The sequence below is a fragment of the Pseudomonas sp. NPDC089407 genome (assembly GCF_044900445.1).
Taxonomy (GTDB): Bacteria; Pseudomonadota; Gammaproteobacteria; order Pseudomonadales; family Pseudomonadaceae; genus Aquipseudomonas.
On sequence record NZ_JBJDNB010000021.1, the window covers coordinates 1 to 14,098 of the forward strand.

The following is a 14,098-nucleotide window of genomic DNA, read 5'->3' on the forward strand; positions in this document are numbered from 1 at the left end:
CGAGTCCACCAGGCGGCGGTCATCGGCCTGATCGCCAACGTTCAGCGGCAGGGCACCGAACACGCTGCCGGCGGAAACCCGCTGCAGGCCGTTGATGCGAATGTCGGCGATCCTGAACGGTGCGGCATGGGCCAGCGTGGCTTTCAGCAGCAGGATGGAGAGCAACAGGCGCGGGTAGTTCATCGGGGGTTCCAGACAAGCGGATTTGGAGGGGAGCAAGCGCGGGCAACCCGCAAGCAGCGGGCGATGAGGATACGGGCGGGCTGTGTACGGCGCGGTTAGCCGAGGGTAAAGATGTGTAAAGTCCGACCGGCCGGCGGTGACAGCGCCGGCCTGCGGGGCGATCATTACTACCCCGCAAACCTGATACCTGGCCCTGATGATCCCTGTGCTGCTGGTCGACGACGACCGCGAACTGACCGAAATGCTCTCTTTGTACCTGGCCCGCGAAGGCTTCCAGGCCACGGCCGTTGACACCGGCGAGGAGGGCGAGACCCAGGCGTTGTCCGGCAATTTCCAGGTGGTGGTGCTGGATGTGATGCTGCCCGGTATTTCAGGCATCGAAGTGCTACGCCGTGTACGTGTGCGCAGCCAGGTGCCGATACTGTTGCTGACCGCCCGTGGTGACAACATCGACCGCATCGCCGGCCTGGAGCTGGGTGCCGATGACTATGTGCCCAAGCCCAGCTCTCCCGGTGAGCTGGTGGCACGTCTGCGGGCGATACTGCGCCGTGTGCAGCCGCACCTGATGGGCGAAGCCAGTGCCCCCGAGGCGCCCGAACAGGTGCGTAGCGGCGCCTTGAAAATGTGGCCAGGCCGGCGCGAGGCGCATTGGGGCAGCGCTACGCTGGAGCTGACCGGCTCCGAGTTCAGCTTGCTCGAAGCGCTGGCCCGCCAGGCTGGCCAGCTGGTCAGCAAGCAAGACCTGTCACTGAACGCCCTGGGCCGGCCGCTGACCCGCTACGACCGGCGCATCGACGTGCACGTCAGCAGCATCCGGCAAAAACTCGGCCCCCGTGCCGACGGCAGCAGCTGGATCCAGAGCGTGCGCGGCATGGGCTATATGCTGATCGTCGAATGATGCGCCGGCGCCTGTTCTGGAAGCTGTTTCTGGCCTTCTGGCTGGCCAATACCCTGACCTTCCTGGTGGGGGCGGGGGCTTTCATGCTCAATGACCTGCGCGGTGATACCCCCGGGTTGCGCTCGCTGCTGGCCACCGAACTGCAAATGCTCGAGCGCCATGGCGAACGGGCCGGCCGGCAATTGCTCGATGTGTCACCACAATCGCCGGATGTGCAGGTCGGGCTTTACGACGATCAGGGCCGATTGTTGGCAGGCAGGACAGTGCACACGGCGCGTTTCGAGCAGGCGCTGATCGACCGCGACGGCCGCCCGCTGGTGCTGCGGGCGTCGGTGGCCACCGGTGTCGGCATGGCGCCGCGCCCACGCAACCTGGGCCCGTTTCTGACGGGCGCATTGATGAGTGCGGTGTTCGCCCTGTTGTGCAGCCTGTACCTGACCCGCCCCCTTACCTGGCTGCGTGAGGCCATGGGCCAGGTCGCCCAGGGCCGGTTCGATGTACGGGTAAGGCCACGGCTGGGCAAGCGTCGTGACGAGATCGTCGAGCTGGCCGAGGACTGCGACCGCATGGCCGGCCAACTCAAGGCGCTGGTGCAGGCGCAGCAGAACCTGCTGCATGATATTTCCCACGAGCTGCGCTCACCGCTGACCCGCATGCACGCCGCCATCGGCCTGATGCGTCAGCAACCCGACCGGCCCGACATGCTCGAACGGGTCGAGCGCGAGTCACGGCGCATGGATGACCTGATCGAGCAACTGCTGACCCTGGCCCGTGCCCAGTCCCGCCAGGGCAACAGCGATTTTGCCAGCGTGGATGTGGTCGAGCTGCTGGCGCAGATCGTCGAGGATGCCCGCTTCGAGGCCAGCATGAAACAGTGCCAGGTGTCCTTGCTGGCGCAGGGTGCGTTTCTCATGCATGGCCATGAAGAGCTACTGTACCGTGCCTTCGAGAACATCATCCGCAATGCCGTGCGCTACACTGCGCCCGGCACGGCGGTGTTGGTGGAGGCCGCACCGGCACCGGGTGGGCAGTGGTTGCAGGTGTGCGTCAGCGACCATGGCCCTGGCGTCGACCCGGCACGCCTGCAGCGCATCTTCGAGCCGTTCGACCGGGGTACCGACAGCAACGGTGACGGCTTCGGCCTGGGCCTGGCGATCGCCCAGCGGGCCATCGCCCTGCACGGTGGCAGCATCACCGCGCTGGCCGCCACCACCGGAGGCTTGCGGGTACGCATCGAGCTGCCACAAGCCAGCGCTATTTGAAGCCGGTCACGGCGTGCGGAACGTAAGGGGCCTGCAAGCGCGCCACCTCGTCCCCGCTCAGCTGCAACGACAGCGCGCCCAGCGCATCGTCCAGGTGAGCGGGCTTCGAGGCGCCGACGATAGGCGCTGAAACGCCGGTTTTACCCAGCACCCATGCCAGCGCTACCTGGGCCATGGGTACGCCGCGTTCGCCGGCAATCTGCTCGACCACATCAATGACCCGGCCGTCTTCGACTTCGGTGTTTTCATAGAACGACTGCCCGGACAGGTCGGTGCGGGTGCGCTCGGTCTGCTGCCCGTGCGGCCGGGTCAGGCGCCCACGTGCCATCGGGCTCCAGGGCATCAGGCCGACACCTTGGTCCAGGCACAGCGGGATCATCTCGCGTTCTTCTTCGCGGTAGATCAGGTTGAGGTAGTTCTGCATCGACACGAAGCGGCTCCAGCCGTTGTTGGCTGCCACCTGCTGCGCCTTGGCAAACTGCCAGGCATACATCGACGAAGCGCCGATGTAGCGGGCCTTGCCGGCCCTGACCACGTCGTGCAGGGCTTCCATGGTCTCCTCGATGGGGGTGTGGTAGTCCCAGCGGTGGATCTGGTACAGGTCGACGTAGTCGGTGCCCAGGCGCGCAAGGCTGGCGTCGATGCTGGCCATGATGGCCTTGCGGGACAGGCCTTGTTCATTCGGCCGGCTGGTGCCTTGCCACATGTTGGCGGGGAAGAACACCTTGGTGGCAATCACCGTTTCCTCGCGGCGGGTGAACTCTTTCAGCAGCTTGCCGACGATGATTTCCGAGGTGCCGGCCGAGTAGCTGTTGGCGGTGTCGAAGAAGTTGATACCTTGCTCGACGGCGTGGCGAATGATCGGCCGGCTGGCGTCTTCGCCCAGCGTCCACGGGTGGGTGCCGGCATCCGGTTCGCCGAAGGTCATGCAGCCCAGGCACAACCTGGAAATGTCCAGCCCGGTACTGCCCAGTTTTACGTATTGCATGGTCGTCTCCTTCAAAGGCACTGGTGATGGAGTAAGCCTAACGCTGGCAGCCTTGCGCGAAAATTTTGTATTGCTGCAGGTTTCATCCGCAAAAATTCACAAGTGCAGCAGTGGCCGCACCTGTTGCTGGAGAAAGTCGGTAACCGCCTTGATCCGTGGCGTGGCGCGCACGTCTTCATGCACCGCCAGCCAGATCTCGATACTCATGGTCTGCTCGGCTTTGCCCGCTTCCTTCAGGCCATGTTCCTGCGCCATGAATGCTGGCAGGCACGCGATGCCGATACCGCCGGCACAGGCCTGGGCCTGGATGCGCAGGTCGTTGCTGTGCAGCGCGAAGGGCTGCTGGCCGGCCTGGCGGTTGAGCCATTGCTGTTGTGGCGAGCTGGCCTGGGACTCGTCGTAGCCGATGTAGCGGCGCGGGGTGGCGCCGGCCAGGTAGCCTGGCGACGCGTACAAGCGGTAGTTCAGGTGCCCCAGCAGGCTGACCACCAGGGTTGGCTCGGTCGGCCTGGCCAGGGCGATGCTGATGTCGGCTTCGCGGCGTGTCAGCGAGGCCTTCGACTTGCTGCCGACCAGCTTCAGGCGCAATTGCGGGTAGCGCTGGTACAGCTCGCCCAGGCGCCGGGCGACGATACTGCCGAGCAGTGCCGGCGGCGCCGCGAGCACCACTTCGCCCTCTACTGCGTGCTGGCCGGCGCTGGCGAAGTGTTCCAGGGCGAACGACGACGTGGCCATCTGTTCGGCGAGCTCCGCAACGCGCCTGCCTTCGTCGGTGAGGGCATAGGCGCGCGGGCGGCGGTCGACCAGTTTTAGTTTGAGCGAGGCTTCGAGTGAAGCGATGCGCCGTGCTACGGTGGCGTGGTCGACGCCCAGTGCTTTGGCAGCGGCGGACAACGAACCGGCCGAGGTGAAGGCGGAGAAATGGCGCAGGTCTTCCCAGTCGAACATGAATGGCTCAGCGGTGGTCAGGCTAGAAATAGGTAGGGTAACCCTTTATGCCAATGACGGGCATATCAGGGCTGCTTTGCAGCCCATCCGATCGGTCCGGCGCCCCCGGCAAGGCCCCTCCCACAGTCAAGTACAATGTCCGAGTTCACATTGCACCTGTGGGAGCGGGTTTACCCGCGAAGCAGGCGGCGCCGGGGATGGCACTCCTACAGGGAATCGCGGTAAGGCTTCAAGGTGTCAGGGTCGGTACGAACGTGCCGGTCTTCACATTGCTCATCGACACCCGCGTCTTGAAACGCTTGATGTTGTTGTTCGAAGAACAGCTCGCGGGGGGGGGGGCCGCTTTGCGGCCCATCGCCGGCAAGCCAGCTCCCACAGGGACCGCGCACGGCCTGAGGCCAATGCGGTCGGTGTGGGAGCTGGCTTGCCGGCGATGGGCTGCAAAGCAGCCCCAAAAGTCTGAGCTCAATGCCCGCCTTTCATCCGCCGCGCCACCAGGTAAATGCCCAGCCCGACCAGCGCTGTCGCCGCACCGATATACCCAGTGCTGGTCCAGCCCATGCCTGCAGTAATCGCCATACCCCCCAGCCACGGCCCTAGCGCATTGGCCAGGTTGAACGCCGCGTGGTTCGAGGCCGCCGCCAGGCTAGGCGCTTCATGGGCAATGTCCATCAAACGAATTTGCAGCGGCGCCGCCAGCGCAATCATGGTGCCGACCAGGCCGATGCCCAGCAGCAGGCTCCACAATGCCTGTGCGGCAAAGGTGAAGAACAGCAGCACGGCAATCGACCACACCAGCACAAGCCCTACCGCGCGGAACTGCAAACGGTCGAACAGCTTGCCGCCGGCGATGTTACCGACGATCCCGCCCACACCGAACGCTGCCAGGCCGAACGGAATCCACTGTGGGGACACCTGGGTCACTTGCAGCATGGTCGGCGCCAGGTAGCTGAACACGCAGAACATGCCGGCAAAGCCGATCGAGGCGATGGCCAGCGCCATCCACACCTGCGGCAGGGTGAAGGCTTGCAGTTCCTTGCGCGGGTCACTGCGCACTTCATCGTGACGCTGCGGCACATAACGCCAGACCATGGCGATGGTACACAGCGCAATTACCCCGACCAGCACGAACGCGGAGCGCCAGCCGAAGTACTGGCCGAGCAAGGTGGCCACCGGGTTGCCAAGCAGCATGGCCAGGGTCAGGCCCATCATCACCCGGGCCACGGCCCCTGCGCGCTGGTCCTTGGGCACCATGCTCGACGCCACCACGGCGGCAATACCGAAGTAGGCGCCATGGGGCAGGCCACTGATGAAGCGAAAGGCCACCAGGCCGCTGAACGATGGCGCAAACGCGGTGGCCAGGTTGCCCAGTGCATACAGCAGCATCAACAGCAGCAACATGTGCTTGCGCAGCAGTTTGGCCCCGAGAATCGCCAAGGTCGGCGCGCCGACCATCACCCCCAGCGCATAGGCGCTGATGGCATGGCCCACTTGCGGTTCGCTCAGGTGCAGGTTGCTGGCAATGTCGGGCATCAGGCCCATGATGGCGAACTCGCCGGTGCCGATGGCAAAGCTGCCCAGCGCCATGGCGGCTTCCATCTTGGCGACGGTGCTTTTGCTGGGGAGCGGGGGTAGTTCCTGGACTGACATCTGTATCCCTATTGAGGCATGCGTGAAACATGCTGAAACGTTCAAGGCGGGATGATAGTCAATCCATGGCTGCAACGTCGAGGAAGCTGAACGGCTTCCCCGCGTGCTGGCTGGGGTCAGGCGGGTTCGGTTGCCGGGTTGGCGAAGGCTGCCGGAGCGGCCTGAAGACGGGACTGCAACTGGTCCACGTAGGCTTGGGCGTGCTGGATATCAGCGAACGACACGGGGTGCCCGTCGATGATCACCTTGCAGCCTGCGTCCTGCTCATTGCGTACGATTTCGATCTTCATGCCTGCTCCTTGATGTTGTTCTGGCGCGGGCGAGAATAGCTTGATTAGCTGGCTAATTAAAATGAAAAACCGCTCTAGCAAGCATCTTTCAGCTTATTTTTCAGACATCCATAATGCTGCTTTACGCAGATTCCCTGTAGGAGCGGCCTTGTGTCGCGAAAGGGCCGCAAAGCGGCCCCGGCAATAGCCGCCTGATCCACAAATTCTGGGGGCGCTTCGCACCCCGATCGCGACACAAGGCCGCTCCTACAAGGGCTTTGAGGCGGGCTGAAATCAAAGCGTCAGCTTCTTGCTGAACTTGGTCTCCATCACGATATGCGAAGCCGTATGGGCCACCCCCTTGATCAAGTTGATTCGGGTCAGCTCGGCATTCAGTTCGCCCAGGGTGTGGGTGGTCAGGTGGATGATGAAGTCCATTTCCCCCGACACCGCATACACTGCCTGCACTGAGTCCATCTTTCGCAACGCGGTCATCACGTCGGTGTAGCTCTTGTTGCTGCACGAGGTCATGGTGAAGCAGTTGATTACCTGCTGCAGCTTGTCCTGGTCAATGCGCACGCTGTAGCCAGTGATCACACCGGCGTTTTCCAGGCGGTTGATGCGTTCCTGCACGGCGGAGCGCGACACGCCCAGCTTGCGCGCCAGCGAGGCGGTGGGTTCGCGGGCATTGGCCTGCAGCAGGCCTAGCAGTTGCCGGTCTTTTTCGGTGAGCTTGAACAGCGCGCCGGGGGGCAGGGCATCCATGGCGGTTCCTGGTAAGGTGCTAGTTGTTGTACTGCGCACGGGCTTCCTGGAAGCGGTCCATCAGCTTAAGCCCGGCATACACCGTTTGTGCCGCCGCCGGCCCGAACGGCCCACCATTCCATTCAAGGCCGTAGGCATCGAACAGGCGGTAGCGGTCGCTGTCGCCGCAGACCGCTTCGGCGACTACCCGTGCGCCCACGGGTGCGGTGTTCATACCATGGCCCCCAAATGAAGTACAAGCCCACAACCCCGGGCCCAGCGGGCCAATGTGCGGCATCTTGTGGCGCGCGTAGCCCATCAAGCCGGACCATGCCTTGGCAATCTTCAAACCCTGCAACTGCGGGTACACGCTGAGGATGTCACGGGTCAGCAACTGCCCCAGGCGCTGTTCATCCTGCAGGTTGCGTGTGGTGATGTGGCCACCCCAGAGCAGGCGATCACCCTCGACGATGCGGTAGTAGTCGGAAGCGCGGCGGTTGTCTCCGACCGCATCTGTAGTACGTACTACGTCATGTAGGCGTTCACCCAGGTGTTCGGTCAGTACCACATAGGTGGCAATCGGCAGGAAGGCCCGGCGCAACTGGCCAAACTCGGAGCCACCGTAGCCGCCGCAGCAGTACACCACATCGTTGCAATTGACCGCGCCCTGGGCGGTGACCACCCGGTGGTGACCGTGCTTGCGCTCGACCCGCAGCATGGGCGACTGCTCGTGCAGGCGGCCACCAGCAAGTTCGACCAGTTCGGCCAGGCCCAGGCAGTAGTTCAAGGGGTGGAAGTGAAAACCATGGCTGTCACGCAGCCCCTGGAAGTACCGGTCGGTGTTCAGGCGGCTGCGCAGCGCCTGGGTATCGAGGTACTCCATGTTGAAGTCGAAGTCGCGGGCCATGCGGTCGCGGGTGCGCTGAAGTTTGTCGCCGTCGTCGTAGCGCACCACGCTGAGCTTGCCGGTGGTGGCGGCGCAGCCAGGCAGCTGATGGTGAGCGATGGTGTCGCGGACGATATCGACGCCCTCCAGCGACAGCCGGAACAACGACGCCGCAGTCTGCTTGCCACAGCGCCGCTCGATCGCCGTCAGCCCCTCGGACCAGCCCTGCAGCACGAAACCGCCATTGCGCCCGGAGGCGCCCCAGGCCACCCGCGCCGCTTCCAGCAATACCACCGAGCGCCCGCGCGCCAGCAGTTCACGGGCCACGCTAAGGCCGGCCAGGCCGCCACCGATCACGCAGACATCGGCCCGGGTTTCGCCGGCTAAAGTGGCGCGCTGCGGGGCAGGGCGCATGGTCCCGGTGTAGTAGTTGTTGCTGTAGCTGGACATCGGCTGGGTCATCCTTTTACTGGGCGCTGCAGGTTTTGCGGGTATGGGAGGGCCGTACGCCCTCCAGTTGAAGGGCGTTGGTAGGCGAGGCCGGGGTTACTGCACTTGCGTCAGGTCGGCGCCGTACCACTTCTCGGACAGCTGCTTCAACGTACCGTCGGCTTTCATGCTGGCCACGGCCTTGGCCAGTTCGGCATTGAAGGCGTCGTCGCCCTTGTCGGTGGCGATGGCCAGCGGCTCGTAATAGGCGGGCTTGCCTTGCACCGGGGCGATCGGGTAACCGGCCTTGATCGCGCCCATGATGGTGGGCAGTGCCGACAAAGTGGCGTCCAGGCGCGTGCCGTTGCCCATGCGCAGGTCGTCCAGCGGGCCCATGCTGTCGCCGTAGGTTTGCACCTCGCCCGGCGCGACTTCATAGGTAAAGGCCGGCACGTCCGCTGCGTCGATTTTTAGGCGGCGGTTGATGTAGTCCTCGGAGGTGGTGCCGGCTTCTACGCCGATGGTCTTGCCATTGAGGTCGACCGCGCTGGCGCCCGCGGCGTCCTTGTGTACGGCGAACACGTATGGGGTGTAGTAGTAGATGGCGGGGAAATCGAGCACCCGGCCACGCTCGGTGGTCGGGGTCATCGAGCCGACCGACAGGTCCCAGCGGTTGGACCAGCGCCCGGCAGTGATGATGCCGTATTCCGGGGTGACGAACGCCACCTTGCTGCCCAGGCGTTTGCCAATCTCGTTGGCCACATCAATGTCGAAGCCCTTGAGGGTGTTGTCTTCGCCGAGGAACGATTGCGGTGGCCAGTTGGCGGCGGTGGCGACCTTCATCACCTTGCTCTGGTGGATGCGGTCGAGGGTGGCACCGGCCCAGGCGGCACCGGCCATCAGGGTCAGGCTGCCGGCAACGGCGGTGAGTGCGAACAAGCGTGCGACTGTGTTCATTCGGTAAGTCTCCAGTCTGCGATTGTTGTTGTGGTGTTGGCACAGCGGTAGACACAGGCCTCAGTGGCTGAGGATCTGCGAAAGGAACTCCCTGGCGCGCGGATGGCGCGGGTTGTCGAAAAACGCGTTGGGTTGGCCCTGTTCGATCACCTGGCCTTGGTCCATGAAAATGATGCGGTCGGCGACCCGCCGGGCGAAGCCCATTTCGTGGGTGACGCAGAGCATGGTGATGCCGTCCTGGGCCAGCTCGCCCATCACGTCGAGCACTTCCTTGACCATTTCCGGGTCCAGCGCCGAGGTGGGCTCGTCGAACAGCATGATGCGCGGCTTCATGCACAACGCACGGGCAATGGCCACACGCTGTTGCTGGCCGCCGGAAAGCTGCCCGGGGAACTTGTCGGCCTGGCTGGCGATGCGCACCCGGTCGAGGTATTCCAGGGCCAGGGCGCGGGCCTGGGCCTCGCTCAGCTTGCTGACCAGGCGCGGGCCGAGCATCAGGTTTTCCAGCACGGTCAGGTGCGGGAACAGGTTGAACTGCTGGAACACCATGCCGACCTGGCGGCGGATGCCGGCCACGCTGGCTGCATCACGGTTCAGCGGGTTGCCGGCGATCAGCACCTGGCCTTTCTGGAAGTCTTCCAGCAGGTTCAGGCAGCGGATCAGCGTGGACTTGCCGGAGCCGGACGGGCCACAGACCACCACGATCTCGCCGCTGGCGATTTCCAGGTCGATGCCTTTGAGCACGTGAAACTCGCCGTACCATTTCTGCAGGCCGCGGATCGATACGGCGGCCTGGGCGGCAGTGGGGGTGAAAGGCTGGTTCATCATCAGGTTCCTCGATCAGCGATGGGCGCGGTCGAAACGTTTTTCCAGGCGGGCCTGCACGGTTTCGAGCAGGATCGACAGCACCCAGTACAGGACGGCGGCGGTGATCAGCATTTCCAGGTGACGGAATTCGGCACGGCCCTGGGTACGGGCGAGGAACATCAGCTCCCACACACCGATCACCGATACCAGCGAGCTGTCCTTGAGCATGGAGATGAACTGGTTGCCAGTGGGCGGAATGATCAGGCGCATCGACTGCGGCAGGATCACCCGGGTCATGGCCTGCAACGGCGTCAGGCCAATTGCCCGCGACGCCTCCCATTGCCCGCGCGGGATGCTGCTGATGCCGGCACGGAAGATCTCGGTCATGTAGGCGCCATAGCACAGCGACAAGGCCAGGATGCCTGCTGGCACAGCCCCGACCATGTAGCCCAGTTGGGGGATGCCGAGGTAGATCAGGTAGATCTGAATCAGCAACGGCACACCGCGGAAAAAGGAGGTGTAGAAGCTGGCAATGGCAATGGCGAAACCGTTGGACGACAGCCGCGCAGTGGCCCCCAGTAGCGCCAGGACGAAGGCGATGGCGATCGAAAGGGTCGACACATAGACGGTGGTGAACACCCCTTGGGTGATCATGAAGCCGACCTTGCTGGCGATGAAGCTGTAGGACAGGTCGAAGGTGTCGAAAAACAGCAGGAACAGCAGCAACAGTTCGCACCAGACGGTGATCACCTGGGCCCGCAGCGGAAAGCGGCCCAGAATGAACAGGTTCAACACCAGGGTGACGGTCAGGGTGCCCGCCACGGCGAGGTTGCGCAGTAGCGGTGCCTGCAGGTCGAGCACGATCGGGCCCATCAGCTTGGCCAGGCTGCCGTCACCCACGCCATAGAACAGGGCGAGGGCGAAGATAACGGCCGTGACCAGGCCCATGAAAGCCGGGTTGTCGGTCGCGCGCGGTTTGACGATATGGTCTCTGTACATGGGGATCGTGCCTCACGGAGCTGGGCTCGTTTGTTGTTGTGAGGTCATTGTAGGGAGGCGAAGCGCAGGCAAGAACCTGTCGAAATGTAACGAATGAGCAGTTTATCTTGGCATTTGCCGGGCCTTATCCATGACATGTGCAATTGAAGACCCGGCAGAAGCGCATTCCTTTGCAGGAGCGGCGTTAGCCGCGAAAGGGCTGGAACAGGCTGGCATCAACGCTCCAGGTAATGCGTTTGCGCGGCAAAATCAATAAACCGCTTGCTGGCCAAAGACAGGTACTCCCCCGACCGCCAGCACAGGCGGAAGCTCATCTGCTGCGCCGGCCGGAACGGCACGCCCACGATGCCCGGTGTACGCTGCTGCACCGAACGCAGCAGGGTAGCGACCCCCATGTTGTCCAGCGCCGCCTGCACCACCAGCGAGACAAAGTTGCTCTGCAGCGCCACCTGATAGGTGATCCCATGTTCGGCAAAGAACGCGTCCAGCAGGTGCCGTTGCACGAAGGTTCGGTCAAATACCACCATGTCGGTGTTGCGCAGGTCTTCGGCAGTGAGGAAAGCCTTGCCGGCATACGGGTGGTCGGGGTGCATGCAGGCCAGCATCTCGTCGCTGCCCAGCAGGATCGATTCCTTGTCCGCCGGCACCCGTCGCGATTCCAGCAGCGCCAGGTCGATTTCCCGCTGCTCCAGGCGGTGGCCGATGTCTTCGGCACTGCCTTCGAACACGGTCATGGCAATGCCCGGGTACAACCTGCGAAAAGCGTTCATCAACCCCGGCACGTAATGCAGGCCGAACATCGGCGGGATACCCAGGCGCACTTCGCCGCGCTTCAGGTCGGCCATGTCGCGCAGTTCCTGCCGGGCGACATCCATTTCGCGCAAGGCCGAGGCAATGCGCGGCAGAAACTGCTCACCTTCGGCAGTAAGGATGACTTTGCGCGTGGTGCGGTTGAACAGGGTCACGCCCAGTTCTTCTTCCAACCGGGTTACCGCCATGCTCAGTGCCGGCTGGGCAATGTGCAGGTGTTGCGCAGCCTTGGTGAAGCTGCCTTGCCGGACGATTTCGACGCAGCAACGCAATGCCTTGAGGTTCATCGAGGGGTACTACCTTTCATGCCAGTTGCATTCATAACGAACTGTGATGCTAAGCATCATAACAATATATTTATTATTATTAACCAGAGGGCCTACGATGCGCGCCACTGAGACATCCTGCAACATCTCAGTCACGCAGCTTAATAAATCTGCAATCCCACAAAGATTTTGAGGTAGTACCCCAAATGGCCAAGGCCGCCGATGTCGTTGTGCAATGTCTGGAAAACGAAGGTGTCGAGTATGTATTCGGCATTCCTGGTGAGGAAAACCTCGACCTGCTCGAATCCCTGCGCAAGTCGAAGATCAAGCTGGTACTGACCCGTCATGAGCAGTCTGCAGGTTTCATGGCTGCCACCTACGGTCGCCTGACCGGCAAGACCGGCGTCAGCCTGTCGACCCTCGGCCCTGGTGCCACCAACCTGGTTACTGCCAGCGCCTACGCCTATCTGGGCGGCATGCCGATGATGATGATCACCGGCCAGAAGCCGATCAAGAAGTCCAAGCAAGGCCGCTTCCAGATCATCGACGTGTGCGGCATGATGGACCCCATCACCAAGTACACTCACCAGTTCGCCTCGGCCGACAACATCCCGGCGCGCATGCGCGAAGCCTTCCGCCTGGCTGAAGAAGAAAAGCCGGGCGCCGTGCACCTCGAACTGCCAGAAGACATCGCCGCCGAGCAGACCGACGCGCTGCCGATCCCGCGCAGCCTGCACCGCCGCCCGCTGGCCGAGCACGTGGCCATTGAAGCTGCTGTTGAGAAGCTGCTGGCCGCCCGTAACCCGATCCTGGTGATCGGCGCCGGTGCCAACCGCAAGATGACCGCCAAGGTCCTCAAGCAGCTGATCGACAAGACCGGTATCCCGTTCATCACCACCCAGATGGGTAAAGGTGTGGTCGACGAGCGCCACCCGCGCTTCCTGGGTAACGCTGCACTGTCGTCCGGTGACTTCGTGCACCGCGCCGTCGAAGCGGCCGACCTGATCATCAACATCGGCCACGATGTGATCGAGAAGCCACCGTTCTTCATGGTTCGTGGCGGCACCGAAGTCATTCACATCAACTTCCGCTCTGCCGAAGTCGACGCAGTTTACTTCCCGCAAGTGGAAGTGATCGGCGACATCGCCAACGCCGTGTGGCAGATCAGCGAAGCCCTGAACGACACTGCGCACTGGGACTTCACCCGCCTGATGGCGATTCGTGAAGCCAACGAAGCGCAGATCGCCGAAGGCGCCGACGACAACCGCTTCCCGGTCTACCCGCAGCGCCTGGTGGCCGACATCCGTCGCGTACTGCCGTCCGAAGGCATCGTTGCCCTGGACAACGGCATCTACAAGATCTGGTTTGCCCGTAACTACAAGGCGCACAAGCCGAACACCGTGCTGCTGGACAACGCCCTGGCGACCATGGGCGCCGGCCTGCCATCGGCCATGGCGGCGCACCTGGTGCACCCGGACCGCCCGGTAATCTCGGTGTGCGGTGACGGCGGCTTCATGATGAACAGCCAGGAGCTGGAAACTGCAGTCCGTTTGGGCATGCACATCACCGTGGTGATCCTGCGTGACGACGGCTACGGCATGATCCGCTGGAAGCAGGCCAACATGGGCTTCACCGATTTCGGCCTGGACTACGGCAACCCGGACTTCGTCAAATACGCCGAAGCCTACGGTGCCAACGGCCACCGCGTGGAAAGCGCCGAAGGCCTGCTGCCGCTGCTGGAGCACTGCATCAAGACCCCGGGCGTGCACGTGATCGACTGCCCGGTCGATTACAGCGAAAACGACCGCATCCTCAACAGCGAGCTGCGTGAGCGCGCGCTGGCGGTGTAAACCCTGAGGTCCACAGGTACGGAACCCCACACCGTACCAGTGGGAGCGGGTTCGCCCGCGAAGAATCCAACGCGGTACAGGGCACCGGCTGCGCCGGTGTTCGCGGCTAAAGCCGCTCCTACAGGGACCGTATCTGCCTGAGGCCTGCACAG

At 63.3% G+C, this 14,098-nt stretch carries 13 protein-coding genes and 1 pseudogene; 3 read left to right on the top strand and 11 right to left on the bottom strand.

Features of this window, described 5'->3' with window-relative positions; genetic code table 11:
* Positions 1–183, bottom strand: a pseudogene (locus ACI2KG_RS16950) (outer membrane assembly protein); the annotation flags it as partial.
* Positions 184–379: 196 nt separating this feature from the next.
* Here ACI2KG_RS16950 and ACI2KG_RS16955 point away from each other — a divergent pair.
* Together ACI2KG_RS16955 and ACI2KG_RS16960 are read left to right on the top strand one after the other, a co-directional pair.
* Positions 380–1,081 (top strand): response regulator transcription factor, encoded by a 702-nt coding sequence (locus ACI2KG_RS16955; RefSeq protein ID WP_201204069.1) that lies wholly within the window; start codon positions 380–382, stop codon positions 1,079–1,081.
* Positions 1,078–2,343, top strand: coding sequence for an ATP-binding protein (locus tag ACI2KG_RS16960; protein ID WP_404662641.1), 1,266 nt, complete (start codon positions 1,078–1,080; stop codon positions 2,341–2,343). Before ACI2KG_RS16955 ends, ACI2KG_RS16960 begins: the two co-directional genes overlap by 4 nt.
* Here ACI2KG_RS16960 and ACI2KG_RS16965 read toward each other — a convergent pair.
* From ACI2KG_RS16965 to ACI2KG_RS17010, 10 genes are all read right to left on the bottom strand, one after another.
* Positions 2,336–3,331, bottom strand: coding sequence for an aldo/keto reductase (locus ACI2KG_RS16965; protein WP_404662642.1), 996 nt, complete (start codon positions 3,329–3,331; stop codon positions 2,336–2,338). The genes ACI2KG_RS16960 and ACI2KG_RS16965 overlap by 8 nt on opposite strands.
* Positions 3,332–3,427: 96 nt before the next feature.
* Positions 3,428–4,279 carry a LysR family transcriptional regulator gene (locus ACI2KG_RS16970; RefSeq protein WP_404662643.1) on the bottom strand — a complete coding sequence of 284 codons (852 nt, stop codon included), beginning with the start codon at positions 4,277–4,279 and terminating at the stop codon, positions 3,428–3,430.
* Positions 4,280–4,744: 465 nt separating this feature from the next.
* Positions 4,745–5,929, bottom strand: a complete 1,185-nt coding sequence (locus tag ACI2KG_RS16975) for an MFS transporter (RefSeq protein WP_404662644.1) — start codon at positions 5,927–5,929, stop codon at positions 4,745–4,747.
* Between the two features lie 116 nt (positions 5,930–6,045).
* On the bottom strand, positions 6,046–6,219 hold the full coding sequence (locus ACI2KG_RS16980) for a hypothetical protein (protein ID WP_201207070.1): 174 nt from the start codon (positions 6,217–6,219) through the stop codon (positions 6,046–6,048).
* A gap of 273 nt (positions 6,220–6,492) precedes the next feature.
* A complete protein-coding gene (locus ACI2KG_RS16985; RefSeq protein WP_404662645.1) occupies positions 6,493–6,963 on the bottom strand; it encodes an Lrp/AsnC family transcriptional regulator in 471 nt (156 codons plus the stop codon).
* A 19-nt stretch (positions 6,964–6,982) separates the two neighbouring features.
* Positions 6,983–8,278 (bottom strand): NAD(P)/FAD-dependent oxidoreductase, encoded by a 1,296-nt coding sequence (locus ACI2KG_RS16990; RefSeq protein WP_404662646.1) that lies wholly within the window; start codon positions 8,276–8,278, stop codon positions 6,983–6,985.
* Between the two features lie 96 nt (positions 8,279–8,374).
* Entirely contained in the window at positions 8,375–9,214 is an 840-nt protein-coding gene (locus tag ACI2KG_RS16995) for an ABC transporter substrate-binding protein (RefSeq protein ID WP_404662647.1), read from the bottom strand.
* Positions 9,215–9,274: 60 nt separating this feature from the next.
* A complete protein-coding gene (locus ACI2KG_RS17000; protein ID WP_404662648.1) occupies positions 9,275–10,039 on the bottom strand; it encodes an amino acid ABC transporter ATP-binding protein in 765 nt (254 codons plus the stop codon).
* Between the two features lie 15 nt (positions 10,040–10,054).
* Positions 10,055–11,020 carry an amino acid ABC transporter permease gene (locus tag ACI2KG_RS17005; protein WP_404662649.1) on the bottom strand — a complete coding sequence of 322 codons (966 nt, stop codon included), beginning with the start codon at positions 11,018–11,020 and terminating at the stop codon, positions 10,055–10,057.
* A 215-nt stretch (positions 11,021–11,235) separates the two neighbouring features.
* Complete coding sequence (locus tag ACI2KG_RS17010) at positions 11,236–12,117, bottom strand: LysR family transcriptional regulator (RefSeq protein ID WP_400621694.1); 882 nt, start codon at positions 12,115–12,117, stop codon at positions 11,236–11,238.
* 185 nt (positions 12,118–12,302) lie between these two features.
* On the opposite strand from ACI2KG_RS17010, the gene ACI2KG_RS17015 reads away from it, so the two are divergent.
* Positions 12,303–13,946 (top strand): acetolactate synthase large subunit, encoded by a 1,644-nt coding sequence (locus tag ACI2KG_RS17015; protein WP_404662650.1) that lies wholly within the window; start codon positions 12,303–12,305, stop codon positions 13,944–13,946.
* The last annotated feature ends 152 nt before the right edge of the window (positions 13,947–14,098 follow it).